Source organism: Nonomuraea sp. NPDC049709 (assembly GCF_040674815.1).
In the GTDB taxonomy this organism is placed as follows: domain Bacteria; phylum Actinomycetota; class Actinomycetes; order Streptosporangiales; family Streptosporangiaceae; genus Nonomuraea.
Map to the genome: position 1 here is coordinate 1 of NZ_JBFANM010000028.1, position 26,380 is coordinate 26,380.

General features: G+C 71.7%; 21 protein-coding genes. 15 read left to right on the forward strand and 6 right to left on the reverse strand.

Going from position 1 to position 26,380, the window contains the following annotated elements; translation table 11 throughout:
- Positions 1–46: 46 nt before the first annotated feature.
- The gene (locus AB0J69_RS27170) at positions 47–1,360 is read right to left on the reverse strand and encodes an extracellular solute-binding protein (protein WP_364122646.1); all 1,314 of its coding nucleotides are present in this window, start codon (positions 1,358–1,360) and stop codon (positions 47–49) included.
- A gap of 80 nt (positions 1,361–1,440) precedes the next feature.
- Positions 1,441–2,682, reverse strand: a complete 1,242-nt coding sequence (locus tag AB0J69_RS27175) for an ROK family transcriptional regulator (protein WP_364122648.1) — start codon at positions 2,680–2,682, stop codon at positions 1,441–1,443.
- Positions 2,683–2,768: 86 nt separating this feature from the next.
- Here AB0J69_RS27175 and AB0J69_RS27180 point away from each other — a divergent pair, with 86 nt between their 5' ends.
- The 4 genes from AB0J69_RS27180 (at position 2,769) to AB0J69_RS27195 (ending at position 9,111) form a co-directional block, all read left to right on the forward strand.
- The gene (locus AB0J69_RS27180) at positions 2,769–4,952 is read left to right on the forward strand and encodes an alpha-N-acetylglucosaminidase TIM-barrel domain-containing protein (RefSeq protein ID WP_364122650.1); all 2,184 of its coding nucleotides are present in this window, start codon (positions 2,769–2,771) and stop codon (positions 4,950–4,952) included.
- Positions 4,953–4,960: 8 nt separating this feature from the next.
- The gene (locus tag AB0J69_RS27185; protein WP_364122871.1) at positions 4,961–5,863 is read left to right on the forward strand and encodes an N-acetylmuramic acid 6-phosphate etherase; all 903 of its coding nucleotides are present in this window, start codon (positions 4,961–4,963) and stop codon (positions 5,861–5,863) included.
- Complete coding sequence (locus AB0J69_RS27190; protein ID WP_364122652.1) at positions 5,860–7,008, forward strand: BadF/BadG/BcrA/BcrD ATPase family protein; 1,149 nt, start codon at positions 5,860–5,862, stop codon at positions 7,006–7,008. The genes AB0J69_RS27185 and AB0J69_RS27190 overlap by 4 nt, the downstream gene beginning before the upstream one ends.
- Positions 7,009–7,131: 123 nt before the next feature.
- The gene (locus AB0J69_RS27195) at positions 7,132–9,111 is read left to right on the forward strand and encodes a hypothetical protein (RefSeq protein WP_364122654.1); all 1,980 of its coding nucleotides are present in this window, start codon (positions 7,132–7,134) and stop codon (positions 9,109–9,111) included.
- Between the two features lie 40 nt (positions 9,112–9,151).
- On the opposite strand, the gene AB0J69_RS27200 is transcribed toward AB0J69_RS27195, so the two are convergent.
- Complete coding sequence (locus AB0J69_RS27200) at positions 9,152–10,207, reverse strand: LacI family DNA-binding transcriptional regulator (protein ID WP_364122656.1); 1,056 nt, start codon at positions 10,205–10,207, stop codon at positions 9,152–9,154.
- Positions 10,208–10,303: 96 nt separating this feature from the next.
- On the opposite strand from AB0J69_RS27200, the gene AB0J69_RS27205 reads away from it, so the two are divergent.
- Positions 10,304–10,852 (forward strand): YciI family protein, encoded by a 549-nt coding sequence (locus AB0J69_RS27205; protein WP_364122658.1) that lies wholly within the window; start codon positions 10,304–10,306, stop codon positions 10,850–10,852.
- A gap of 62 nt (positions 10,853–10,914) precedes the next feature.
- Here the strand turns inward: AB0J69_RS27205 and AB0J69_RS27210 are convergent, their stop codons facing one another.
- A complete protein-coding gene (locus AB0J69_RS27210) occupies positions 10,915–11,796 on the reverse strand; it encodes an AraC family transcriptional regulator (protein WP_364122660.1) in 882 nt (293 codons plus the stop codon).
- A 101-nt stretch (positions 11,797–11,897) separates the two neighbouring features.
- Between AB0J69_RS27210 and AB0J69_RS27215 the strand changes: the two genes are divergently transcribed.
- Positions 11,898–12,689 carry a phytanoyl-CoA dioxygenase family protein gene (locus AB0J69_RS27215; protein WP_364122662.1) on the forward strand — a complete coding sequence of 264 codons (792 nt, stop codon included), beginning with the start codon at positions 11,898–11,900 and terminating at the stop codon, positions 12,687–12,689.
- Here AB0J69_RS27215 and AB0J69_RS27220 read toward each other — a convergent pair.
- Both AB0J69_RS27220 and AB0J69_RS27225 read right to left on the reverse strand, forming a co-directional pair.
- Complete coding sequence (locus tag AB0J69_RS27220; RefSeq protein WP_364122664.1) at positions 12,686–12,865, reverse strand: hypothetical protein; 180 nt, start codon at positions 12,863–12,865, stop codon at positions 12,686–12,688. The two genes, AB0J69_RS27215 and AB0J69_RS27220, sit on opposite strands and share 4 nt — an antisense overlap.
- An 83-nt stretch (positions 12,866–12,948) precedes the next feature.
- Positions 12,949–14,091, reverse strand: a complete 1,143-nt coding sequence (locus AB0J69_RS27225; RefSeq protein WP_364122665.1) for a mandelate racemase/muconate lactonizing enzyme family protein — start codon at positions 14,089–14,091, stop codon at positions 12,949–12,951.
- A gap of 162 nt (positions 14,092–14,253) precedes the next feature.
- Between AB0J69_RS27225 and AB0J69_RS27230 the strand changes: the two genes are divergently transcribed.
- The 9 genes from AB0J69_RS27230 to AB0J69_RS27270 all read left to right on the forward strand — a co-directional run bounded on the left by AB0J69_RS27230 (position 14,254) and on the right by AB0J69_RS27270 (position 26,366).
- A complete protein-coding gene (locus AB0J69_RS27230) occupies positions 14,254–15,225 on the forward strand; it encodes a LacI family DNA-binding transcriptional regulator (RefSeq protein WP_364122667.1) in 972 nt (323 codons plus the stop codon).
- Positions 15,226–15,318: 93 nt separating this feature from the next.
- A complete protein-coding gene (locus AB0J69_RS27235) occupies positions 15,319–16,680 on the forward strand; it encodes an extracellular solute-binding protein (RefSeq protein WP_364122669.1) in 1,362 nt (453 codons plus the stop codon).
- Between the two features lie 26 nt (positions 16,681–16,706).
- Positions 16,707–17,627, forward strand: coding sequence for a sugar ABC transporter permease (locus tag AB0J69_RS27240; protein ID WP_364122671.1), 921 nt, complete (start codon positions 16,707–16,709; stop codon positions 17,625–17,627).
- The gene (locus tag AB0J69_RS27245; RefSeq protein WP_364122673.1) at positions 17,624–18,475 is read left to right on the forward strand and encodes a carbohydrate ABC transporter permease; all 852 of its coding nucleotides are present in this window, start codon (positions 17,624–17,626) and stop codon (positions 18,473–18,475) included. The genes AB0J69_RS27240 and AB0J69_RS27245 overlap by 4 nt, the downstream gene beginning before the upstream one ends.
- Before the next feature lie 22 nt (positions 18,476–18,497).
- Positions 18,498–20,753, forward strand: a complete 2,256-nt coding sequence (locus tag AB0J69_RS27250; protein ID WP_364122675.1) for a hypothetical protein — start codon at positions 18,498–18,500, stop codon at positions 20,751–20,753.
- On the forward strand, positions 20,750–22,987 hold the full coding sequence (locus AB0J69_RS27255; RefSeq protein WP_364122677.1) for an FAD-dependent oxidoreductase: 2,238 nt from the start codon (positions 20,750–20,752) through the stop codon (positions 22,985–22,987). Before AB0J69_RS27250 ends, AB0J69_RS27255 begins: the two co-directional genes overlap by 4 nt.
- Complete coding sequence (locus tag AB0J69_RS27260; RefSeq protein ID WP_364122679.1) at positions 22,984–23,832, forward strand: NAD(P)-dependent oxidoreductase; 849 nt, start codon at positions 22,984–22,986, stop codon at positions 23,830–23,832. The genes AB0J69_RS27255 and AB0J69_RS27260 overlap by 4 nt, the downstream gene beginning before the upstream one ends.
- 98 nt (positions 23,833–23,930) lie before the next feature.
- Positions 23,931–24,740, forward strand: a complete 810-nt coding sequence (locus AB0J69_RS27265; protein ID WP_364122681.1) for a helix-turn-helix transcriptional regulator — start codon at positions 23,931–23,933, stop codon at positions 24,738–24,740.
- Positions 24,741–24,827: 87 nt separating this feature from the next.
- Positions 24,828–26,366, forward strand: a complete 1,539-nt coding sequence (locus AB0J69_RS27270) for a long-chain fatty acid--CoA ligase (protein WP_364122683.1) — start codon at positions 24,828–24,830, stop codon at positions 26,364–26,366.
- The last annotated feature ends 14 nt before the right edge of the window (positions 26,367–26,380 follow it).

The following is a 26,380-nucleotide window of genomic DNA, read 5'->3' on the forward strand; positions in this document are numbered from 1 at the left end:
GCCGCGGGCGGGAACTGCCCGCGGCGAGGAGACGGCCGGGCTCAGCTCACGAGCCATGGTGGGCGTCCCACGACTCCTGCAGGGACTTCAGGAAGGCGTCGGGGGTCATCTTGTCGCTGATCAGGCCCTGGATGCCGGGAGTCAGCTTGTCGATCATGCCGGGCGAGGCGAAGTCGGGGAACGGGACGATCCCGTTGCCCTGCGCCACGGGAGCGAAGACACTCGCGATGTCGCCGCGCAGCCCCGTCGCGCCCAGCTCGGCCTTGGTGTCGACCGGCAGGAACCCGCCGTCGAACTCGATCTTCGCCGCCTCCGGCGAGCTCAGGTAGTCGAGGAACGCCGCGGCGACGTTCGGGTGCTTCGACTTCGACGAGATGGCGTACGCCACGCTCGCCCCGGAGGCGACGTTCGCCGGCTTGTCCGCCGACTCCGTGGGCATCAGGAAGAAGCCCACGTCGTCCTTCATCTCGGTCTCCAGGGTGGAGGCGGCCCAGTTGCCGGTGATCAGGAACGCGCTGTCGCCCTTGGCGAAGCTCGCCAGGGCGTCGGCGTCCGCCGTGGCGCTCGCCCCGCTGGAGACGTATCCCTTCTTCGCCCAGTCGGTCAGCGTCTGGGTGGCCTTCAGCGCGGCCGGGTTCTCGATCGTCGCGCCCGGCTTGCCGTACACCCACGACCGGTAGTCGTTGATGTCGCCGGTCACGTTGAGCAGCGCGTTCCACAGGTGGAAGCCGCCGACCTGGAGCGCGCCGTTGCTCAGCGGGGTCTGGCCGGCGGCCTTGGCCTGCTGCATCGCGGCCTCGAAGTCGGCCAGCGTCTTCGGCGCCTCTTTCACGATCTTCTTGTTGTAGAAGACGCCGAGCACGGACAGCCCGCCGGGCACGGCGTACAGGTTGCCGGTGCCGAACTGCTTGGCCGACTTGTCGGAGCTGAGGACCTCGAGGCTGGCCGGCGGGAACTTGGTGGTCCAGCCGTACGCCTTGGCCCACGGGCTCAGGTCGAGGATGAGACCGGCCGGGACCAGGGAGTTCATCGCGCCCGGGTTGTACTGGGCGATGTCCGGCGCGGCGTCGGACGACATCGCCAGTTTGATGGACTTGATGTAGTCGTTGAACGGCGTCATCTGGGGCTTGACGGTGACGTTCGGGTGCTTCTTGGTGAAGCCGTCGATGAGCGCCTTGGTGGGCGGGTCGTTGGTGTAGGCGAGGGTGAGCGTCACCGGGTCGCTGGGAATGGTGGTCGATACGTCGACCTTGGTCGCCGTATTCCCGCCCGAGCTGCTGGCGCCCGCGCAGGCCGTCAGCGCGAACGCCGTCGTGACGCCGAGCGCCACGACCGCCGCGCGCCGGGCTGGTCTCGTCATACGCATGACCTTTCTCCTCAATCGGGTGGTGGCGTCGGCTGGCGCGTCGGTTCCGCAACGGCCCTCATGACGACTGTTCCTCACCAGGCCGAGCCTGGTCTGACCAGGCCGAACCTGGTCCGCTCGATCTCGTCCAGGGAGTGGAGCAGGGCCCCGTGGACGACGGCGTCTTCCTGGAGCGTCGAGACCTCCAGCGCCGGTTGGTCCAGCGGCTCGCCGGACAGGTGCCGCCGCAGCGCGGCGAGCAACGTCTCGCCGCATCTGGCCAGCGGCCCGCCGATGACCACGAGCCGCGGGTTGAGGATCGCCCGGATCACGGCGATGCCCTTGGCGAAGCGGCGGGCCACCACGTCGATCGCCTCCAGCGCGGCCGGGCTGCCGTCGACGACGGCGTCCAGCACGGCCTCGATCGCGTGCTCTCCCCCGGCCTCGATCCGGGCCAGGAGCGCGTCGTCGCCGGCGCGTCCGGCGGCCGCCGCGGCCTGGCGCACGATCTCCGCGCCGCCGACCCGATCCTCGAACGGGCCCAGGCCCCGCGGATGCCGGGACGTGGCGTGTCCGTCGGTGAACAGATCGAGGAAGCCGACGTCGCCGGAGTCGTTGGAGGCGCCTCGGTAGAGCTCGCCGTTCAGCACGATCCCGGCGCCGACCCGCTCGCCCCAGTGGATCATCACCAGGGAGTCCTCGCGCTGCTCCGCGTCGCGCCGCCGCTCGCCGTGTGTGGCCAGCTTGACGTCGTTGTCCAGGTAGACGGGGCAGCCGAGCGTCTCCGTCAGCCGGCGTACGAGGAGGTCGCCGGCCAGGCCGGGCATGCTCGGGATGAGCTTGATGATCCCGGCCGCCGGGTCGACGATGCCGGGGGTGCCGACCGAGGCGAACCAGAGGTCGCCGGTCGTGATCCCCGCTGCGCGCAGCGCCCGGTCCACCGTGGACAGGAGCGTCTCCACCACCTGGTCGCCGCCGGGACCGGAGCCGAGCTGCACCGCTTCGGCCGCCGTGACCGTGCCGGCCAGGTCCGCCACCGCGACGCGAACGTCCTGCGGGCTGATCGACAGGCCCAGCACGTGGCCCGCCTCCGCCTTGAACCGCACGAGCTGGGCCGGCCGCCCCGCCCGGGTGGAGTCGCGATCGAGGGGGCCGAACTCGACCAGGCCCTCGGTGACGAGCGCGTTGAGCGAGCGGGAGACCGCCTGGCGGGACAGCCCCACGGCCTTGGCCAGCGCGGAGACGCTCATGCTGGCCTCGGCCCGCAGCTTCCGCAGCACGGCGGCGGCGTTGACCTCGCGCATGAACTGGGTGCCCGCGGCCACGACCTGCTCCATGCTCTCTCCCTGCGATCGGTTGCCGGTACGCTAGCATATTAATTATGGACCGTACGGAACTAATTAGTCGAGGGGTGTGACCTGCGATGTTGTCCGGTGACGGCCCGCCGTGGGCGGAAACTGTCCGCGGCCTGGCCCATCGTGTGCTGGGGCCCGTGGCGGAGTCGGTACGGTTCGCCGCCCGCGACGGCGACGGGCGCGAGTACGCCTACGAGGCGGCCGGCGGTGTGCTCAGCATCGCGGCGACGGACGGGGTGAGCGCCTCGGTGGCGCTCCACCACTACCTCCGGGAACGCTGCGGCACCTCCGTGGGCTGGGACACGGTGCTGCCCCTGGGGTTGACGTCCCTGCCCGACGTCCCGCTCCGCCAGGGCGCGGCGCGGGTCCGGGAGGGCTACTACTTCAACTTCTGCACCTTCAGCTACACGATGCCCTACTGGGACTGGGCCGACTGGGAACGCGAGATCGACTGGATGGCCCTGCACGGCATCACCATGCCGCTCGCCGTCACCGGTCACGAGGCCGCGCTCCACGCCGCCTATTCCCTGCTCGGTCTCGACGACCGGCAGATCCGGAGCTTCCTGGGCGGTCCGGGCTATCTGCCGTTCCAGTTCATGGGCTGCCTGGACAACTTCGCCGGCCCGCTCCCCTCGTCCTGGATCGAGAGCCATCGCGAGCTCGGGGCGCGCATCCTCGACCGTGAGCGCGCCTTCGGCATGACCCCCGTGCTGCCGGCCTTCACCGGGCACGTCCCGCGCGAGATCGCCTCGGCGGCGCGCGCGGGCCGCCGCCACTGGCAGGGGTTCGAGAGCTGGGTCCTCGATCCGGCCGACCCGCTGTACGAGCGGATCGGCGCCGAGATCGCCCGCGCGCAGATCAAACTCTTCGGCACCGACCACCTGTACGCCGCCGACCCGTTCATCGAGATGATCCCCATCGACGCCGACCCCGCCTTTCCCGGGGCCGTGGCGGCGGCCACGCTGGCCGGCCTGCGGGCCGCCGACCCGGACGCGGTCTGGCTCATGCAGGCCTGGCCGTTCTCCTACCAGCGGGAGTTCTGGACCGAGGATCGCGTCAACGCCTTCCTCACCGCGATCCCGGACGACCGGATGCTCGTGGCGGACCTGTGGGCAGAGCACGATCCGCTGTGGGACCGCTTCCAGGAGTTCTCCGGGAAACCCTGGCTCTGGTGCGCGCTGCTGAACTTCGGCGGCCGCACCGATCCGGGTGCCGACCTGCGCGGCGTACCGGCCGGGATCGACGCGGCCCTGGCGGCGCCGAGCCCGCCCGCCGGCCTCGGCCTGTCCATGGAGGCCACCCGCAACAACCCCGTCTTCTTCGAGCTCGTCGCCGACCAGATCTGGAACCGGGTCCCCGACCTCGACGCCTGGCTCGACGCCTTCGTGAGCCGCCGCTACGGCACCGGCGACCGGTGGACGGCCGAGCTGCGGGCCGCCTGGCGCGGGCTCCTCGGCACCGTCTACGGCGCCCAGGGCGTGCGGATCGCCCCCGACCAGTTCAAGGGTGTCCTGACCGCCGGCCCCTCCTACGCGCGGATCCCCGGCGACCTGGCCGGGCTCCGCGCCGACGCCGCCCGCGTCCTCTGGTACGAGCCGGGCGTGCTGGCGGCGGCCTGGGAACGGATGATCGAGGTGGCCGAGCACGATCGCGACCTGCTGGCCGGTCCGCTCGGGCACGATCTCGTCGAGGTGGGCGTGGCCTTCATGGCCAGGGTCGCCGACCGCTGCCACCTCGACGCCGTGGAGCGGTCGGTCCTGCTGGGCGCGGCGAGCGCGCCGGAGATCGACCGGTTCCTACGGGTCTTCGATGACCTGGACCGGATGCTGGCCTGCCGGCCCGAGTACACCTTCCGGCACTGGGAGTCGAAGGCGCTGTCGCACGCTGGCGACCCGGCGGACCGCGACCTCCTGGCCGACAACGCCCGCCGCATCATCACGGTGTGGGGCACCTCGGACAGCCCGCTGCTCGACGACTACGCCGGCCGGCACTGGAGCGGGCTCGTCGGCGGCTACTACCGCGACCGCTGGGCGCTGTGGGCGGACGGCCTCGACCGCGCGCTCGCCACGCCCGGCGACTCGGAAGCCGAACTGCAGGAACGGCTCCGCGAACGCGCCGAGCTCTTCCTGCGGGACGGCGCGCCGCCGGCGCCGCGCGACCTGGGCGACCTGGCCACGGAGTCACGCCGGCTGTTCACCTCCTACGCGGGTCAGACCGGCCCGCTCGCCCAGCCGTACGAACACGATCGATGAGGAGCACGATGCCCCAGGTGGCACCACCGACCGAACGCCGCAACCCGCGCACCGCCGGCATCGACACGCTGGAGTCGGCGGACGCCCTCCGGCTGCTGCTGGACGAGGACGCCAGGGCGGTCGAGGCCGCCCGCGCCGCCACCGGGCCGCTCGCCCGGGCGGTCGACGAGGCGCACCTCCGGCTGGGCCGCGGCGGCGGCGTGCACTACTTCGGCGCCGGCGCGTCGGGGCGTCTGGCGGTGCTGGACGCCACCGAGATCACGCCGACGTTCGGGGTGGCGCGCGAGCTGTTCTCGGCGCACTTCGCCGGCGGGCCGGGCGCGCTCACCGACTCGTCCGTCGACCGGGAGGACGCGGAGGAGCTCGGCGCCGCCGACGCCGCGACGCTCGGCGAGAGCAGCGTGGCGATCGGGATCACGGCCTCCGGGTCCACCCCGTACGTGGCCGGTGCGCTGCGCGCGGCCCGGGCGGCGGGCGCGCTCACCGTGCTGATCACCTGCAATCCCGCCGCACCGCTGCGCGAGCTGGCCGAGATCCTCGTCGTCGCGGACACCGGCCCGGAGGCGCTCACCGGGTCCACCCGGCTCAAGGCGGGCACGGCGACCAAGGTGCTGCTGAACGCGTTCTCGACGGCGCTCATGATCAAGGCCGGGCGGACGTACTCGAATCTCATGGTCGGGCTGGTCGCCACCAACGCCAAGCTGGAGGCGCGGGCCGTGAGCCTGCTCGTGGAGGCGACCGGGGAGGACGCCGCGGCCTGCCGCGCCGCGCTGGCCGAGGCGGACGGGCGGATCCCGGAGGCGCTCGTGCGGCTGCTCACGGGCTGCCCGCCGGAGCGGGCCAGGGCCGCGCTCGCCGCGCATCCCGGCGTCCGCGCGGCCGTCGCCGCGCTGGGCGGGCACGCCGGATGAGCGGCGTGGTGGGTGTGGACGTCGGCGGCGGAGGCATCAGGGTCCGCATCGAGAGCGGGGGGTGGATCGCGTACGGCGAGGACTCGGCACCGGTGCCCCGCACCGGGGGCCGGGTCGATCTCGACCGGCTCGCCACCGGGATCGCCACGGTCGTCGAGCGCGCCACCTGGACCCCTGACGGCCAGTTGGGCGACGCCGCGGGCGCCCAGGAGGGGCACGCCGGGAGCGCCGCCCGGGACGCTCATGCCGAGAGCGCCGTCCGGGCCCGGGACGCTCATGCCGGCGGCGCGGCACCTGTCTCGGACAGGGGCGCCACGGCGGTGGCGATCCCCGAGCGGTTCGCCGCGATGGCCGTCGGGGTGACCGGGCTGCCGGGGCTGGTCAGGGACCCGGAGACGTTGTGGCGGGCGTTGCGCGAGCGGTTCGGGCTCGACGCGCTCGCGGTCGCGGGGGACACGGTGACCACGCACGTCGGCGCGCTCGGGTTCCGGCCCGGGGTGGTCGTCGCCGCCGGGACCGGCGTCATCACGCTGGGCACCGACCTGGACCGCGTATGGAACCAGTCCGACGGCTGGGGCCACCTGCTCGGCGACCACGGCAGCGGCGCGTGGATCGGCATGCACGGCCTCCAGGCCGCCCTGCGCGCCCACGACGGCCGGACCGGTGGGTCGCCCGCCCTGCTGGAACGGCTGACCGCCCGCTTCGGCCACCCCCTGGACCTGGTGGCACTCGTCTACGAATCGACCTCGCCCGCGCACCACCTGGCGTCGTTCGCGCCGTCCGTCGCCGACGCGGCCCGCGCCGGGGATCCGCTCGCGCGTGGCATCTGGGACGAAGCCGGACGGCAGCTCGGCCAGACCGCCGTCGCCGCCGCGACCGGGCTCGAACCGGTCTTCTCCTGGGGAGGACGCCTCTTCGACGCGGCCGACCTGCTGATGAAGCCGTTCCAGAGCACCGTGCGCGCCCTGCTGCCCGCGGCCCGTTTCACGCCGCCGCAGGGCACCTCGGCGGATGGCGCGCTCGCCCTGGCCAGGGCCGCCGCCGGCGGCGAGGTCCGGGCGCGGCACCCCTACCTTTATGTCTTCTCCGCTGATCGGGGCCGGACGGGCGCCGCAGCCGCGCCACCGTCTCCCCTCACTCGCTGATCATGCGTGGACCGCCTCGGGGGTCACGCAACGGACGATCAGGGCCGCACGGTTGCCAAGCCGGTGATGACCTTGGAGCATCTCCTTACCGACGCGTGCGACGTTTCCGGGAGTGCCCCTGTGATGATCGAGGATCTTTCCGAGCCGGAACGCGCTCTCTGGGAGGCGTTCCCCGCGGCGCGTCCGGTAGATCTGCCCGGCTTCCCCGTTCGGGCCGCGGTCATCGCGGGGCTGCTGCTCGGCACCCAGGAGTGCCTTCCAGGGCAGACGCCCGGCGTGCGCCTGTCCGGAGCCAGGATCGCCGGCCGGCTGGACCTGTCGTACGCCGAGGTCCAGCACCCGCTGATCTTGACGGGCTGCGATTTCGAGGAAGCGCCGGTCCTCACCGGAGCCCGCACCGGCCTGGTCGACCTCTCGGTTTCCCGGTTACCCGGGCTGCGGGCCGGAGACGCCGTGATCGGCGGGGGCCTGCGCCTGGAAGGGTGCCGGATGGACGGCCCGGTTCAGGTCGGCGGAGCGCACGTGTCCGGGACGCTGGACCTCAGCGGTACGGCGATCAACGCCGATCTGGCCGTCCACGCCGCCGGCCTGATCGTCGACCGGGATCTGCTGTGCGCGAACGCCGTCATCGACGGTGAGATCCGCATGGCGGGCGCCCGGATCGCCGGGACGATGATCCTCGACGGCGCGCAGGTCGGGCGGTCGGGCGGCGGCAGCCTCACCGCCGACGGGATCGTCATCGACGGCGGGTTGTCGTGCGGCCACGGCTTCCGCTCGTACGGCGAGCTGAGCGTGCAGGACGCCCGGATGGGACGCACGTGCGCGTTCAGCGGAGCTCGGCTGTCCAACCCCTCCGGCATCGCCCTCAACGCGGAGAGGCTCACCGTCGAGGGTGGGCTGCTGCTGAATGAGAGCTTCACCGCCGAGGGCGAGGTCCTCCTGCGGGGGGCCCGCGTGACCGGTTCGCTCTCACTCGCTCATGCGACCCTCGTCAATCCGGGAGAACGCGCGCTGAACGCGCCGCTGATGGAGCTCGGCAGCGGGCTGCGCGCCACACCGGGCTTCGTGGCGACCGGGGAGGTCTTCCTGGACTCGACGCAGGTCCGCGGATCGGTCAACGTCGACGGCGGGAAGCTGTCCAACCCGGGTGCGACGGCGCTCTCACTGCGGCGGCTGGGGGTGACCGGCAGGCTCAGCTGCAGCGAGGCCTTCAGCGCCGATGGGGAGATCGTGCTCATAGACGCCAGGGTCGAGGGCGGCGTGGCGTTCCACGGCGCTGTCCTCAGCAATCCTGGCGGGAGGGCCCTGACCCTGTGGCAGGTGATCGCGGGCGGTGGCGTCGACTGCTGCGAAGGCTTCACGGCCAAGGGAACCCTCTCGATCAGAGACTCCCGGATCGCCACCACCCTGTGCTTCGCGGAGACCACCGTCGACGGTGACCTTCACCTGCGTGGCGTCCAGGCGGCTTCGCTGAAGATCGGGCCGGAGACCGTCCTGCTCGGCGCCGTCGACCTTCGCCACACCCGGGTCGGCGTGCTCGACGACGTTCCCGGCCGGTGGCCCGATCGGCTCCGGCTGAACGGCTTCACCTACGACAACCTGGAGGCTCTCCTGCCTGTCCAGGAGCGCCTCGACTGGCTGGCCAAGGAGGGTTACCTGCCCCAACCGTACGAGCAGTTGGCCACCGTCTACCGAACGCACGGTCACGACGAGGCCGCCCGGGACGTGCTGCTGGCCAAACAGCGGCACCGTCGGGCGGGGCAACGGCTCGGTGCGCGGCTCTGGGGGTATCTGCAGGACTGGACCGTCGGGTACGGCTACCGCCCGTTCCGTGCCGCGCTCTGGCTCGCGGCCCTTCTCCTCATGGGCACGCTCGTCTTCACCGCCCACCACCCGGTGGCCTTCAAGCCGGCCGAGGCGCCCCCCTTCAACGCCTTCCTCTACACCCTGGACCTGCTGCTCCCGATCATCAGCTTCGGCCAGGAGGGCGCCTTCGGCGCGCGCGGCACACAGCAGTGGCTCGCCGCCGCGATGATCGCCGCGGGGTGGATCCTCGCGACGACCACCCTGGCAGGCCTCACCCGCGCGCTCTCCCGCCAGTAGCCCGGGACGCTCTCGGGCTTCCGTGCGGGGATGCCGGTGGTCAGGACGACCCACCGGGTTCGTGGCGTTGTCGTGTCCGATCCTTGGGAGGTGCGGTCGACCGGCGCACCACGAGGTGCGCGGGCAGGTCGTCGTGGGTCGCCGAGCCGGGCTCGTTCTCCATCTGCTCGACCAGCAGGTCCAGTCCGTACGCGGCGATCTCGTGGAAGTCCTGGCGGACCGTGGTCAGGGGCGGTGACAGGTAGGCCGCGGACGGGATGTCGTCCACCCCCACCACGCTGACCTCCTCGGGCACCGCTCGACCGGCCTCGGCCAGGGCGCGCAGCACGCCGATCGCCATGTCGTCGTTGGCCACGAACACGGCTGTGACCTCCGGGTTCGCGGCAAGGACGCGCCCCGCCGCGTACCCGGAGGCCGGAGACCAGTCACCGGCCGGCGGGGGCGGCGCCTCGATCCCCGCGCCGGCCAGCGCCTCCCGCCAGCCCCGCGCGCGGTCGCGCGCGGCGAACCACCGCTCCGGCCCGGCGACGTGCCAGACGGTGGCATGGCCCAGGCCGAGCAGGTGCTCGGTGGCCAGCCTGCCCATGCCCACGCCGGACGCGCCGGTGATCACCACCCGGGGGCCGTCCAGGCCGGGCAGCGCACCGAAGCTGAGCACGGGGACGCCCGGGTCGATCCCCAGCACCTGGCCCTCGTCGATCGGCTCGGACAGCACGATGCCGTCCACACCCTGCTCCAACAGGGTTTCGACGGCCCTCAAAACACCGCCGTCCTCGCCTTCGAGGGTGTTGACGACGCTGAAGGCATATCCGATCTCCCTGGCCCGCCGCTCCAGGGCGATCAGCAGGGAGGACGGGCCGTACAGCGAGCTGCCGAGCGAGACGACGCCGACGCGGTGGAACCGGCCCAGATGCAGCGCCCTGGCCGCGGTGTTGCGCCGGTATCCGAGCTCGCGCGCCGCCGCCAGCACCCGCCCGCGGACCTCGTCGCTCACGTACGGCTCGCCGTTCAGCACGCGGGAGACCGTCTTCTGGGACACGTTCGCCAGCCGGGCGACATCGGTGCTGCGGGGGGCGCGGCGCTTGGCTTCCGGCATCACGGCTCCTCCTGTTTGACTACGTAGTCAAACAGGACCGTATGCCTGATTACGTAGTCAGGCGGGGACTTCCCTGCCGTGGTAAGTACTCTTGCCATGGAGTTCTTCTGTTATCACCGGGATCGGCCTGACTCCGCGGCGCTGCGCGACGAGCTGCTGGAAGCGCACTGGTCCTACATGGACCGATACACGGCGGAGCTGATCGCCCGGGGCCCGACCTTCGCCCGCGGCGGCGAAACGGCCACCGGCAGCGTGCACATCGTCGACGTGCCGGACCCCGCCACCGCGCGCGCGTTCGCCTTCGACGAGCCCAACTACCAGGCCGGGGTGTACCGGGATGTGGTGTTGCGTCGCTGGCGCAACGTGCTGGGGCGCACCATGTGGGACTTCCCCGGCGGCCGGGAAGGCGGCCACCGGTATCTCGTGCTGGGCCTCGGCTCCGGGCAGGCCGCGGACCTCGTCCCGCCGCCCGACCGGGACGAGCTGATCGCGTACGGGCCGCTGCTGTCCGACGACGGCACCGCCTGGCTGGGTACGGCGGCCCTGGTCCGGGCGCCGGACCCGGACGCGGCGCGCGCCGTCCTGACCCTTGACCGGTACGCCGGCATCGAGGTCCACGACTGGGAGTTCGGCGGGCGGCGGTGACGAGCCTTTGACCGTGCCGTCGTGCTCGGGTCCGGCGCGGACCCGTAAGCCTGCGGAGCGAATCAGGATCCCTGCTGAGGACGGGCGGCTGATCGGCTGCGTCGCCGGTATTCGGTAGGGGTCAGCCCGACCAGCGTGCGGAAGCGGCGGGCGAAGTAGGTCGGGTCGTCCCAGCCGACGGCGGCGCCGACCCGGGCGGCCGGCAGGGTCGACTGCGCCAGCAACGTGGCGGCGCGCTCGGCCCGCAGCCGGGCCAGGAAGCCCAGTGGCGTCAACCCCACGTGCCGCCTGAACAGCCGGCCGAGATGGGTGGGATCCAGGTTGATCGATCGGGCGAGCTCGTCCAGCCGCCACGGGTGGGCGGGCGCCGCCTCGAGCCGGGCGATGGTGGCGGCGACGGCGGGGTGGACGGCGGGCTCCAGCGCCTCCTGTCCGGGGTCACGGCCGTCGGCCAGGATGCCGAGGACGGTGACCAGCCGGCCCAGCACGCGGCCCGGTCGGCTCGGCTCGGCCCGGAGGTCCCGTTCGAGCAGGGTGATCTCCGCGATGGCCTCCTCGGCGGCGGCCGGATCGGCGGTCGTGACCGCCACGCCGTGCGTACCGGAGGCCACCGGGTCGGTCCACAACATCCGGCGCAGCATCGGGAGGTCGTGCAGCGCCGCCAGCTCGGCCCGTAGCGCCTGGGCGGACAGGCAGCAGTTGGCGACGGTCAGGCCGGCGCAGTCGCGGAACCCGTGCCAGGCACCGGGGCGGAGCACGATGACCTGCCCGCGCCGCAGCGGATGCTCGCCCTGGCTGGTCACGTGCCGGCCGTGACCGGCTCCGATCACGGCGATCTCGAGGAAGTCGTGCGCGTGCGGCTCGATGTCGAGGTCCAGGTGGTGGACACCTGCCAGGACCGGGTCCCCGGCGAACAGCGCGTGCTCGTGCAGCGTGGCAGGCATGCCGGGATCGTACGACCACACGCCGGGATCGGCCTAGCCCCTGGCGGCACGCTACGACGACGCTTGGAGTATCCCAACGGCAAGAACCTCGGAGGTCAGTGATGGCGACGACCACGACCCGGCAGCCCGGCAGCGATGTCGGCCCCGACGGCCGGGTGCCGGACGAGCTTGTGGCGGCGTACCGCGAACACGGTTTCGTCCGAGTGCGCGGCGTTCTCGAGCCCGGCCGGATCGACCGCTTCCGGACCGGCGCCGAGGCGTTCCTGCGGGCGCATCGCGCGGAGAGCCTGGAGACGCGAGGCGTCTTCAGCCAGCTGGTCAACGTCTGGCGACAGGACCGGACGCTGCGGGAGCTCACGCTCGACCGGCGGCTCGGCCGGATCGCCGAACAGCTCGCCGGGTTCCCGCTGCGGCTCTGGCACGACCAGATGCTGGTCAAGGAGCCGCACAACAACGCCGCCACCGAGTTCCACCAGGACCGCCCGTACTGGCCGCACGCGGGCGACCGGCTCCCGCTGTCGGCGTGGATAGCGCTGGTCGACGTTCCCCCGGAGCGGGGGTGCATGACCTTCCTGCCCGGCACCCAGCATCGGACCGGCCTGCGCCCGCAGGACCTCCACCGCGAGGAGGACCTGTTCGAGATGGACCCGTCCCTGCGCTGGATCCCCCGGGTCACCGTGCCGCTCCGCGCCGGCGACTGCACCTTCCACAGCGGCTACACCGGCCACATGGCACTGCCCAACCGCACCGATCAGGCCCGGTTCGCGCACGTCGTCATCTACATGGACGAGGCGACCCGCTACAGCGGGACCGAGCACATCGTGACAGATCCCCTCGGACTCGCCGTGGGTGCTGGGCTGGACGGCGACGCCTTCCCCCGCCCCTGGGCCTAGCTCACCACTTGTTCGAGCAGACCCGGATGGTGCGGGTCGAGAACGCCCGGACCCTTGACGGTGACCGTCACCGGGCCCACCCGCGAGCAGTTGAAGACCAGCTTGAGCAGCCCGTACGGCGGTGCCACCGCGGCCGGGGAGGGTGCGAACCCGACGGCGGCCATGGCGACGCCCATCGCGGATCATTTGCGGTGTTTCTCACCCGCTGCCACCGGTGCGCCACGTGACGGGGGGTGAGGCACGCGCGGCGTGGCCCGGCTCACCAGTTGGTGAAGGCCCCGTCCGGAGTGCGCAGGTGCGGGCGCTCGGCGGCGACGGCCTGGTAGCGGCGGGCCTCGGCCCGGTCGAGGTCCACGCCGAGCCCGGGCAGCTCCGGCAGCTCCACGCGCCCGGCCCTGATCGTGGGCCGGGCCGTGAACAGCGCGTCGATCGCGGGCTCGGGCTGGGCCTGGTGCTCCTGGACCGCGGCGTTCGGGGTCGCGAGGTTCAGGTGCAGCGAGGAGGCCGCGGTCACCGGGCCGAGGGGGTTGTGGGTGGCGAGCCTGATGTAGTGGGTCTCGCACATGGCCGCGATCTTCCTGGCCTCGGTGAGCCCGGCCGCCACGCCCACGTCCACGCGGGCGTAGTCGATCAGGTCCGGCTCCACCAGGCGCTGGAACTCCCACTTCGAGCCGAACTGCTCGCCCGCCGCCAGCGGCACCGCCGTACGGGCCCTGAGCATGCGGTAGGCGTCCAGACCCTCGCTGCGCAGCGGGTCCTCCACGAAGTACGGCCGCGCCGCCTCGATCTCCCTGCACAGCGTGACCGCCTCCGGCGGGTCGAACCTGGTGTGCACGTCGAGGATCAGCTCCACCTCCTCGCCCACCACCTCCCGCATCCGGTGGAACAGCGCGATCCCCGCCCGCATCGAGGCCCGCTGGTCGAGCACCCCGTCCGGCGCGTGCGGCACCGCGAAGCGAAGGTGCCGCCAGCCGTCGGCGACCAGGCCGCGCGCCTTGTCCAGGAACGCCTCCACGTCGTGGTAGTCGTCGCCCAGGTGCGTGTAGGCCGGCACGTGGTCGCGCACCCGCCCGCCGAACAGCTCGTACACCGGCACGCCGAGGGCTTTGCCGCGGATGTCCCACAGGGCCACGTCCACGGCGGCGATCGCGGCCGACAGGAACCGGTCGGCGGGGAAGAACCCGCGCCGGAACAGCACCTGCCACAAGTGCTCGATCCTGGTGGGGTCCTCGCCGATCAGCAGCTCGCCCAGGTGCTCGATGCCCCCGGCCACGGCCTTCTGCCTCGACCTGATGCCGACCTCGCCCAGGCCGTGCAGGCCCTCGTCGGTGTCGATGACCAGCAGCATCATGCTGTCGCCGTGATCGGGCAGGGTGAGCAGTTCCCAGCCGGTGATCTTCATCTGACTCCCTTGAAAACGATCCCGCAAACATTCAGAGATGCATCATGACAGAGCACCACAGAGTTGAACAGGTCAGGGATTTTCCTGGATGAAACACTCTTGACGCATTCCGGGAACGTTTGCAACGATCCTCCCAACCAGTGGCACGGGAGGACGGACGCGGTGGCGGTAACGATCAAGCAGGTGGCGAGCGCGGCCGGGGTGTCCGTCTCGACGGTCTCCCGCGCGTTCACCGCGCCGGAGCAGGTGCAGCCGCAGACCCTGCAGCGCGTCCGGGAGGCGGCGGCCGATCTGGGCTACTCGCCCAACCCCGCCGCCCGCTCACTGCGCGGCGGCAGGACGGGGTCGATCGGTCTGATCATCCCCGACATAGCGAACCCGTTCTTCCCGCCGATCTTCAAGGCGATGCAGGCCCGCGCCAGGCGGCTCGGCTACACCGTGCTGGCCGCCGACACCGACGAGCGCGAGTACGACGAGCTGGAGACCATCGCCGCGGTGTCCAAGCAGGTGGACGGCCTGATCCTGTGGGCGTCCACCCTGCCGGAGGAACGGCTGCGCGAGCTCGGCGCCGAGATGCCCACCGTCCTGGTGAACCGGCACGTCGAAGGGCTGCCCGAGCTGCGCATCTCCCTGTCGCAGGGGATCGCGCAGGCCGCCGAGCACCTCAAGGCGTACGGGCACACCCGGTGCGTCTTCGTCAACGCCGAGCACGGCGAGCACGGCCGCGGCAAGTCCATCAGGGAGGTCTTCGAGGCCCACGACCTGACGCTGACCGAGCTCGGCCCGTACGACCCCCGCTTCGAGACCGGCGTGCACGCGGCGACGCTCGTCGCGGCGGGCGAGGCGACGGCGGTGCTCGCGCACAACGACCTGGTGGCGCTCGGAGTGCTGCACCAGTTCGCCAAGCTCGGCATCAGCGTGCCCGACCGGGTGAGCGTGATCGGAATAGACGACACGCTGCTCGCCGCCACCTCCACCCCGTCGCTCACCACGATCCGGATCTCGGCCGACGAGGTCGCCACCCGGGCCGCCGACCTGCTCATCAACACCATCACGGGCAGGGGCGAAGCGCGGACCGTCGAGATCGGCTCGCGCCTGATCCCCCGAGCCTCCACGGGCCCGGCCCCCGGCTGAGCCCTCTCTCCATTCAGCGAAAACCCAATTTCGGCACGGCCGGCGCGCCCTGCCGCCATCTCGACCTGCGCCACCTCCACCACAGGAGTCATCATGAAGCTGACCGCCGGCCTCCTCGGCTGCGCCGTACTCACCACGGCGCTGGCCGGATGCGGGTCCCCCTCCTCCGGCGAGCCCGGAACCGTCGTGATCCGGGTCCAGGGCATGCCTCCCGCCACGGACAAACCGGGTCTGGAGCAGTTCAAGAAGATGGTGGCGGAGTTCGAGAGGCAGAATCCCGGGATCAAGGTGCAGGGCTCGACCACGGCGTTCGACCCGCTCACGTTCTCCGCCAAGCTGGCGGGCGGCAAGGTCGAAGAGGTGATCAAGGTTCCGCTGACCGAGCCGCAGGGCCTCATCGCCCGCAAGCAGGTCAGGCCGCTCACCAAGGAGCTGTCGGGGTGGGCCCACTACAAGGAGTTCAACCCCCAGGTCCTGCGCCCGCTCAGCGACGCGGCCGGCGAGGTGTACGGCGTCCCGCAGGCGCCCTTCGCCCAGGGCCTGGTCTACAACCGCGACCTGTTCAGCAAGGCCGGGCTCGACCCCGACAAGCCGCCGAAGACGTGGGACGAGGTCCGGACCGCGGCCAAGGCCATCGCCGACAAGACCGGCAAGGCGGGCTTCGTCCACGAGTCGAAGAGCAACCAGGGCGGCTGGCAGCTCACCATGCTCGCCTACACGCACGGCGGCGAGATCGAGCGGGAAGAGGGCGGCAAGCACGTGGCCGCCTTCAACGCCGACCCGGTGAAGAAGGCGCTGGGCCTGCTCAAGGAGATGCGCTGGACGGACGACTCCATGGGCGACTCGCAGCTCAACGACCAGAACGATGTGATCAAGCGGTTCGCCGCGGGTGAGATCGGCATGTACATGGGCACGCCGGGCACCTACCGGCTGGCCAAGATGACGTACGGGATGGAGAACACCGACGCGTTCGGCGTCGGCCCGCTCCCCCAGGCCGGCGGGAACGCCACGCTGACCGGCGGCGACGTCTACCTGGTGCCCAAGTCCGTGACGGCGGAGAAGGCCGCCGCGGCGGTGAAGTGGCTGCTGTTCGCCTACGCCGAGCCGCAGTACGACCCGGCCGTGGCCGCCTCCAGGGCCAAGCAGCTGGCCGCCGACCCCGAGTCCGCGGTCGGGGTGCCCACGCTGCCGATGTTCGACGCCGCGCAGCAGGCCAGGATCGACGAGGCCGTCAAGCCGTACGTGAACGTCAAGCTCGAGCACTTCCGCCCGTGGCTGGAGGGCACCCCGTCGCTCACCCTGCGCCCCGAGCCCGCCGTCCAGGCCCAGCAGGTGTACGCGGTGCTCGACACGGTGGTCCAGGCGGTGCTCACCGACAAGAACGCGTCCGTGGACGACCTGCTGGCCAAGGCGGAGACGGACGTCAACGCCAAGCTCGCGGCGGCCAGGCAGTGAGTGCCGGCCGCACCGGGACGCCCACCGTGTCCCTGCCCGCCGCGTCCGCCGTCCGGGCGGAGCCCACGAGACCGGCGGTCAGGAAGGGCCGTCACACGCTGACCGCGCTGGTGTTCCTCGTCCCGGCGCTGGTGGTGTTCGGGGTGTTCTCCTGGTGGCCGATCGTCAGAGGCCTGCTCATCAGCTTCCAGGAGACGAACCTGGTCGACCCCGCCGCCTGGGTGGGCCTGGACAACTTCCGCGCCCTGTTCGCCGACCCGCTGCTGGGCACGGCCGTCGGCAACACGCTGGTGTTCGTCGGGCTGGCACTGCTCATCGGCTTCCCCGCGCCGCTGGTGCTGGCCGTGGTGCTGTCCACCGTGCGCAGGAGCGCGGGCGTCTACCGCTTCCTCGTCTACCTGCCCGTGGTGGTGCCGCCCGTGGTGGCGATCCTGCTCTGGAAGTGGTTCTACGACCCGGGGCACGGCCTGTTCAACGGGCTGCTCGGCCTCGTGGGGCTGGGGCCCTACCCGTGGCTGGACTCGCCGGACACGGCGATGGTCAGCCTGGTCCTGCAGTCCACCTGGGCGGGCATGGGCGGCGCCGTGCTGATCTACCTGGCCGCGATCGTCGGCGTCCCGTCCGAGCTGTACGAGGCCGCCCAGATGGACGGGGCCTCCATCTGGACGCGCGTGTGGCACATCACGCTGCCCCAGCTCCGCCCGGTGATCGGCCTGCTGCTGCTCATGCAGCTCATCAACACCATGCAGGTCTTCACCGAACCGTACGTCTTCACCGGCGGCGGCCCGGAGAACGCCACGCTCACCGTCCTGTTGCTGATCTTCAGGTACGCCTTCCAGGACGGCGCCTACGGTCAGGCGGCGGCGCTGTCGTTCCTGCTGGCGATCGTCCTCGGCCTGCTGTCGGCCGTCTACCTGCGGGCCACCAGGAACTGGAGCGCGTCATGAGCCTGATCTCACCTGTCGAGGAGCGCCGCCCGGCGATCAGGGCGGGACTGCGCACGATCCAGGCGCTCACGCTGGCCTTCCTGGTCCTGATCGGCCTCGGCCCGCTCTACATGACGGTCAAGGGCGCCGTGTCGCCGAGCGCCGACCTGATCTCCAGGCCACTCGACCTGTGGCCCGCCGACCCGCGCCCGGAGAACTTCGCCACCGCCTGGGACGACCTCGGCATCGGCCACTACCTCCTCAACACCGTGCAGGTGGTGGGCGGTTCGTGGGCGGTGCAACTCGTCGTGGCGATCACCGCGGGCTTCGCTCTCTCGGTGCTGCGGCCCTGGTTCGGCAAATACGTCTACGGCGCGATCCTGGCCACGATGTTCGTGCCCTACACGGTCTCGATGACCAGCCTGTTCCTGACGGTCATCGATCTGGGGCTGGTGGACTCGTACTGGTCGATCTGGCTGCCCTCCGGGGCCTATGCGTTCAACGTGCTGCTGGCCAAGCGGTTCTTCGACGCGCTGCCGCCCGAGCTGTTCGCGGCGGCGCGGGTGGACGGGGCGAACACGTGGCAGTTGCTGACCAGGATCGTGCTGCCGATGAGCCGGCCGATCCTGGCCGTGATCAGCCTGCTGGCCGTCATGCACAGCTGGAAGGACTTCATCTGGCCGCTCGTGGCCATCACCGATCCCGAGAAGCAACCGATCAGCGTGGCCCTGGCCAACCTGGCGGAGCAGGCGCCGCAGGACGAGCTGATCGCCGCCATGGCGATGGCACTGGCGCCTCCGGTGCTGGTGTTCCTGGTCTTCCAGAAGCACATCGTGGCCGGGCTCGGCTTCACCGGCATCAAGGGCTGACATTTAACGAAAGGCACCCCCCATGGCCGAAATTTCCCGTCGTATCCTCTTCCAGGCCCTTCCGGCCGCGGCCGGCGCCACCTTCGTCGCCACACCCGCCGCGTCGGCCGGCACCGGGACCGGCGGCGCCGCCGTCGCCGAGCCGATCTCCATCCAGGCCGACGGCATCACGCTGATCGCCGAGGAGGGCGGCTCGATCCTGGTGCGCGACGACGCCGACCGCCTCCGGCTGAGCCACTTCATGATCAAGGACAGCGTGCTCGGACAGCAGCGCACGTTCGGCGGCACGCCCTCGCTGGTGACGGTGGACGGCAAGCCCGCCATCCAGGTCGACTACGTGATGTCGGCGTCGGCCCAGCAGGTCAAGGTGCGTGGCCTGTTCACCGTCTCCGCCCGCAGGGCGCACCTGCGCTGGGAGGTGAGCGGCAGCGCCACCCTGACGCCGTCCGGCTTCATGTTCGCCAGGACCGTGCTCGGCCCGTCGGCGCCCGAGCGGTACGTGCCCGTCACCAGGTGGACCCGCGACCCGCGCGGCGGCGTCCCGTACGAGGTCAACGCCGGGGCCCTCTACCAGGAGACCTGGACGGACACCGCCGCGTTCTTCCGCCTGGACAAGACCACGCCCGGCTTCACCAACGCCACCTGGATCCACGCCCCCGCCACCACCGGGACCGTGACCGAGGCCGAACTGGTGCTCGGGGCGATGCGCCCGTCGGCCGCCAACGGGATCGCCACCGGGCTCCCGCTGAGCGTGGACGCCTGGTGCGACCAGCCGTTCGGCCTGTACGAGCCGAACGCGAGCATGCGGCTCAGGGCCCAGGTCGTCAACGGCTCGGCCACCGAGCGCAGCGTGCGGCTGACCTGGTGCGCCCGCGACTTCGACGGCAGGAAGGCCGCGCACGGCGCGCTGACCAGGACGCTCGCGCCCGGCGCGGTCTGGGACGAGACGTTCACGGTCGGGGGCTCCGCGCAGGGCATTCTGTTCGCCGAGGTCAAGGCCGTCGCCGGCGACACCGACGAGGCGTTCGCCCGGACGAACCTGGCCACGCTCAAGCCGTACGGCTACCAGGCCGAGGGGAGGTTCGGCGTCGCCAACTACTTCTGGATGCTGGTGCCGGACAAGGAGTCGGTCGGCGCCCTGATGCGCAGGATCGGCGTGAAGTCGGTCCGCATCGCCTACGACGGCGCGCCCGGCCACTCACCCGCCGAGCTGGACGCGCTCGGTGTCCCGCACAACGTGCAGCTCGGCGGCGTCATCTTCAACGGCACGCCCGAGCAGATCGCCGCCTGGGCCGACGACCGGGCGGCGATCGCCAGGGCGTCGGGCGCCCGCTACTTCGAGGTGGCCAACGAGCTGAACAACCCGTGGATGCAGGGCAAGCGGGTGCCCGAGTACGTCCGCGACGGGCTCAAGCCGATCCACGACCGGCTCAAGGGCTCCGGCATCAAGCTGATGAACTGCGGCCTCGGCGGCATGGACACGGTGTGGACGGCGAAGTTCATCGAGGCGGGCGGCTGGGACCTGATCGACGGGTTCGCCATCCATCCGGGGCGCGGCAACTTCACCCCCGACTACGCGCCACCGCCCGAAGAGTGGGAGCAGGGCGAGAACGGCACGTACTGGAACTTCCTCGGCGCGCTGCGGGAGGCCCGCAGGACCATCGACGAGCAGGGCGGCGGCAAGGAGCTGTGGCTCACCGAGGCGTACGCCTGCACCAGGCCGAACCGGTGGTGGAACGACAACCACCGGCAGGCGGCGGAGAACGTGCTGCTCACCCTGGCGCTGGCGGTCTCGGAGGGCGTGGACGGGGTGAACTGGTACCAGCCCCACGACAGCACGATCCACCATCCGCAGGAGGCCGACCCCGCCAACCCCGAATACCATTTCGGGCTGATGAACCGCGACACCAGCGTCAAGGCCGCGCTGCTGGCCTACGCCACGGCCACGCGGACCCTGGAGGGAGCGAGGTTCGTCCGCTGGCTGACGTTCGCCGACCCGGAGCTCAAGGGCCTGCTGTTCGACGGGTTCTCGATCCTGTGGAGCCGCAAGGACGGCTATCTCCAACACGCGGACCACGGCACCGACCAGTGGTATCCGCACAAGGAGGCCTGGGCCGACCACTGGCCCACCAAGACCCCCCTGCTCCTGCCCGCCACGGGCGCCACGGTCCGCGAGGTGGACTGCATCGGCCGCGAGCGCACCCTGCCTGTGCACAACGGCAAGGTGCGGGTGGTCCTGGACGGCGCGCCCCGCGTCTACTACGGATTGAGCGAATGAGACAAGAAACCGTAAGTCATGACATCACCGTCGTGGGTGGCGGCCTGGCCGGAGTGTGCGCGGCCGTCGCCGCCGCCCGGCTCGGGCGTACGGTGGCGCTGGTCGGCAACCGGCCGGTGCTGGGCGGCAACTCCAGCAGCGAGGTGCGCGTCTGGGTGTGCGGCGCGACCGGCCACGGCAAGAACCACCACGCCCGCGAGGGCGGCATCATGGGCGAGCTGCTGGTCGAGAACCAGTATCGCAACCCGCTCGGCAACCCCTACCTCTGGGACACCACGGTGCTGGACGCGGTCCGCGCCGAGCCGAACGTCTCGCTCTACCTCAACACCGACGTCCGCCTCGTGGACGCCGACGAGAGCGGGATCTCCTCGGTCACGGGCTGGATGATGGGCTCTGAGCGGCTCATCACGTTCGAGTCGGCGCTCTTCCTCGACTGCACCGGCGACGGCCTGGTGGGCCACCTGGCGGGCGCCCGCCACCGCATCGGCCGCGAGGGCCGGGCGGAGTACGGCGAGCCGTGGGCGCCGGACGAGCCCGACGACATCACGCTGGGCAGCACGCTGCTGTTCTACACGAAGGACGCGGGAGAGCCGGTCCGCTACGTCCCGCCGAGCTTCGCCAAGGACATCACCACCACCTCGATCCCCGAGCGGCGCATCATCAAGGCCGGTGACAACGGCTGCGCGTACTGGTGGATCGAGTTCGGCGGCGAGCTGGACACCGTGCACGACAACGACCGCATCAGGGACGAGCTGTGGTCGGTCGTCTACGGCATCTGGGACTACATCAAGAACTCCGGCAAGTTCGACGCCGACACGATGACGCTCGAATGGGTGGGCGCGCTGCCGGGCAAGCGGGAGTACCGCCGCCTGCTCGGCGACTACGTGCTCACCCAGCACGACGTCCTCGGCCAGACGCCGTTCGACGATCGGGTGGCGTTCGGCGGCTGGTCGATCGACCTGCACCCGCCGCAGGGCATGTACGCCACCGAGGCCGGGGCCAAGCAGCGCTACGCCGACGGCGTCTACCACATCCCCTACCGCTCGCTCTACTCGGTCAACGTGCCCAACCTGCTCATGGCCGGGCGCAACATCTCCGCCTCTCACGTGGCGTTCGGCTCGACCAGGGTGATGGCCACCTGCGCCACGATCGGCCAGGCCGCGGGCACGGCCGCGGCGCTCTGCGCCGAGCGCGGCACGCGCCCGCGCGACCTGCCGGCCGCCGACCTGCAGCGAACCCTGCTGCGTGAGGACGCCTCCGTCGTCGGGCTGCCGCTCGACGACCCGGCCGACCTGGCGGGCGCCGCCACCGCGTCGGCGTCGAGCACGCTGTCCCGCCTGGTGGTGGACGCCCCGGCGGGCGTGTGGCCGCTCGACGCGGACGCGGGGCTGGTGCTGCCCGCCGACCCCGTCCTCGGCGGCGTGCGGCTGCTGGTCGACGCGGCCGGTGACACCACGCTGACCGTCGAGCTGCACGACCCTGTGCTCGGGCAGAACTACGTGCCGCGCGAGCTCGTCACGACCCGCGCGATCCCCCTGTCCGCGGGCGAGAAGCAGTGGGTCGACCTGGGCCTGGACTGGCGGCCCGGCACGCCGCGCAACGCCTTTCTCGTCGTCAGGGCCAACCCGCTGGTCCGCCTGCACGTCGCCGACCAGCCGACGCCCGGCGTGCTCTGCTTCACCAAGGTGCCGCTGCGCCCCCAGGACGAGAGCCCCCAGCCGCTCCGCGAGTGGGTGGACACGGGTCTGCTGCGCCGGACGTTCTGCCTGGAGACGGGCGGCACAGAGGCGTTCGCGCCGGGCAGGGCTCTGGACGGCTATCAGCGCCCCTACGCCGGGCCGCACATGTGGGTCTCCGGCACGCTGCCCGCCACCCTGGACCTGGAGTGGGCGGGGCCCGTGACGATCGCGCGCGTCGAGGTGATCGCCGACGACGACGTGAACGAGGATCTGATCAACCTGCACCACCACCGCACCCCGTTCGAGGTGCTGCCCACGCTCGTCCGCGACTACCGGGTCGAGGTGCGGCGGGGCGGCGCCTGGCACGTGGTCGCCGAGACCCGCGAGAACCGCCGGCGGCGCAACGTGCACGTCCTCGACGAGCCGGTGCCGACCGACGCGCTGCGGATCGTGGTCGAGGCCACGAACGGCGCGCCGTCGGCGCACGTGGTCGCGGTCCGCGCGTACCCTCCTGCGGACGGTCCGCGCGGCGGACGGACGGTAGGCGAGCGGTGAGCGGCGGCGTGCGGCGGGTGCTGGTGACGGGCGCGGCGGGCCGCATCGGGCGGGCCGTCCTCGACCTGCTGGCCGACCGGGGGGTCGCGGCCGGTGCGCTCGTCCTGGACGACCCCGGCGACCTGCCCGCCGACCTGGTGGTCGTGGGAGACGCGACCGACCCCGCCGCCGTACGCGCCGCGCTGAAGGGAGCCGACGCCGTCATCCACCTCGCCGCCATCCCGACCCCGGAGCGGGAGCCGGCCGAGAAGGTGTTCGCGGTCAACACCCAGTCCACCTTCACCGTGCTCGAACAGGCGGGGCTGGCGGGGGTCCGGCAGGTGTGCGTGGCGAGCTCGCAGGCGGCCGGCGGTCTGGCGTTCGCCTCGAAGGAGCTGCACCCCGCCTACGCGCCGGTCGACCACGCCCTGCCGTCGCAGGCCGAGGACCCGTACGCGCTGTCGAAGCTGGTCGACGAGCTCACGGCGGAGACGATGGCGCGCAGGCACGGGATGAGCGTGGTCGCGCTGCGCCTGCCGTACGTCGGGGGCGTGGACGAGCGGCTGCGCGACTTCGCCGCCGCGTGCGCGGCCGACCCCGGCCTGCACGCGCGCGGGCTGTGGGCGTACCTGGAGGTGCGCGACGCGGCCCGCGCGTGCCTGCTGGCGCTCGGCGTGCCGGGGCCCGGCGCGCGGACGGTGCTGGTCGCCGCCCCTACGACGCTCGTCCCCCATCCGACCGAGGACCTGATGCGCCGCTACCATCCGACGACCGAGCTGCGCGCCCCGCTGCCCGACCGCACGGTGCCGATCGACCTCAGCCGGTCGGCCGGGCTGCTGGGCTTCACCGCCTGCTTCGTCCTGTAGGGCCGCCGGCGGAACGCTTGGGGGCCGCACCTTCCCGGAAAGGGTTTCCGCCACGACGATCAGAGGTGGAGGCAACCTCATCCGGAGAAGGAGGCGTGATGTCGCATCACTGGCGCGGCTGGTGTCTGCTCCGCCCCGGCGTCCTGCTGTACGGCGGAACCATCGGCACGAACCAGCTGCACGCACACCATGCGGTCCACCTGATCGTCTCCGCGGAGCCCTTCACCGTGGCCGACGCCCAGGGCCGGCGGCTGACCACCCGGACCGCGGTCATCCCGCCCGACACCGGCCACGCCATCCTCACGGGAGCTCGCGGGGCGCTGCTGGCCCAACTCGAACCCGGCAGCTCGCCAGGCCGTTCCCTGCTCGCCGCTTCGGGGGCGGGAGCCGGCGCCTCGACCTGGAGCCCGCCCCTCCCCCGTCTGACGCACGCCGGCACGGGCCCGGGACCCCACCAGGTGGCGGCACCGCTCACGTTCGCGAGACCCTCGGACGGCCACGAACACTCTGCCGAGGCCGCGGCGGCACTGAAGATCGTCGAGGACTGGACGGGTCAGCGTCGTGCCGCGGAGATCCCGATTCACCCGGCGGTGGAGATGGCGATAGCCGTGATCCCCGCTCTCCTGGCCGGGGGGCCGGTGCGTCTGGGCGTGCTCGCGGCCGCGGTGTACCTGTCTCCCAGCCGGTTGGCGCATCTGTTCAGCGCACACGTGGGGATCCCGCTGCGGCCCTATGTGCGCTGGCAGCGCCTTCAGCATGCGATCAGGCTGGTGGCCGCGGGAGAGTCGTTGACGGTGGCCGCCCACGGTGCCGGATTCACCGACGGGTCACACTTCACCCGGGTCTTCCGGCACAACTTCGGCACCGCGCCCTCCACGCTGGCCGCCGCCATCGACTGGCTGCCCTGATTCGACACGTTCGTACAAGCGCTGACCGCATCGACGCCGCATCCTTGCCACGGACGCAGGTATTCGAAGCCCGAGGGAAGGCCCGCGATGCTCAATCTGTCGATCATTCTGGAAGACAGCGCCCGCAATGTCCCGGACCGCACCGCCCTGGTCTTCGGCGACCTGCGCCTGCCGTACTCCATGGTGGATTCCGTCGCGAACCAGGTGGCCAACCTCCTGGTGGCCAGGGGGATCGGCAGGGGCGACAAGGTCGCGCTGCTCTGCCCGAACCTGCCCTACTTCCCCTTCGTCTACTTCGGCATCCTCAAGGCCGGGGCGACCGTGGTCCCGCTCAACGTGCTGCTGCAGCCGCGCGAGATCGCCTACCACCTGACCGACAGCGACGCCAAGGCGCTCTTCTGCTTCGAGGGCTCTCCCGAGCTGCCCATGGGCGCGCGCGGGCGGCAGGCGTTCGACGGCGTCGAGGGCTGCGAGCACTTCTTCGTCCTGCCCGCCACGCCGCTGGCCACCGAGTCGGAGCACGGCGAATCGTTCTGGGCGGCGCTGGGCGGCATGTCCGGGGAGTTCGAGACGGTGCAGACGGAGCCGGACGACACCGCGGCCATCCTCTACACCTCCGGCACCACCGGGCAGCCCAAGGGCGCCGAGCTGACCCACATGAACATCCTGACCAACACCATCGTCAGCGACGAGATGTTCCCCGCCGACCCCGACGGCGACGTCTCACTCACCGTGCTGCCGCTCTTCCACTCCTTCGGCCAGATCGCGGGCATGAACGTGAGCGTGCGCCGTCGCGCCACCCTCGTGCTCCAGCCGCGGTTCGAGCCCGGCGAGGCGCTGGAGCTCATGCGCAGGGAGAAGGTGACCATGTTCGCCGGGGTGCCGACGATGTTCTGGGCGCTGCTGTCGAAGATCCACGCCGACGGCGCCGAGGTGCCCTCGACGCTGCGGCTGGCGGTGGCGGGCGGGGCCTCCTGCCCGGTCGAGGTGCTCAAGGACTTCGAGGGCACCTTCGGCATCCCGATCCTGGAAGGGTACGGCCTGTCGGAGACCTCCCCGGTGGCCAGCTTCAACCAGCCCGGACGGCCCATCAAGCCCGGCACCATCGGCTTCCCCATCTGGGGCGTGCAGATGAGGCTGGTGGACGACGACTGGAACACCGTCGAGGGCGGGGGCCCCGGCGAGATCGCCATTCGCGGGCACAACGTCATGAAGGGCTACTACGGGCGGCCCGAGGCCACCGAGGAGGTCATGCGGGACGGCTGGTTCCGCACCGGCGACATCGCCACGCGTGACGAGGACGGCTACTACGCCGTCATCGAACGCACGAAGGACATGATCATCCGGGGCGGCTTCAACGTCTATCCGCGCGAGCTGGAGGAGGTGCTGATGACGCACCCGGCGGTCTCGCTGGCGGCGGTGGTCGGTGTGCCCCACGACTCGTACGGCGAGGAGGTCAAGGCCTACGTCATCCCGGCGCCCGGCGCGACGGCGAGCGAGGACGAGCTCGTCGCCTGGTCCAAGGAGAACATGGCGGCCTACAAGTACCCGCGGATCATCGAGTTCCGCGAGCGCCTGCCGATGACGGCGACCGGCAAGATCCTCAAACGCGAGCTGCGCGAGTAGCGCGCCCGCGCGGC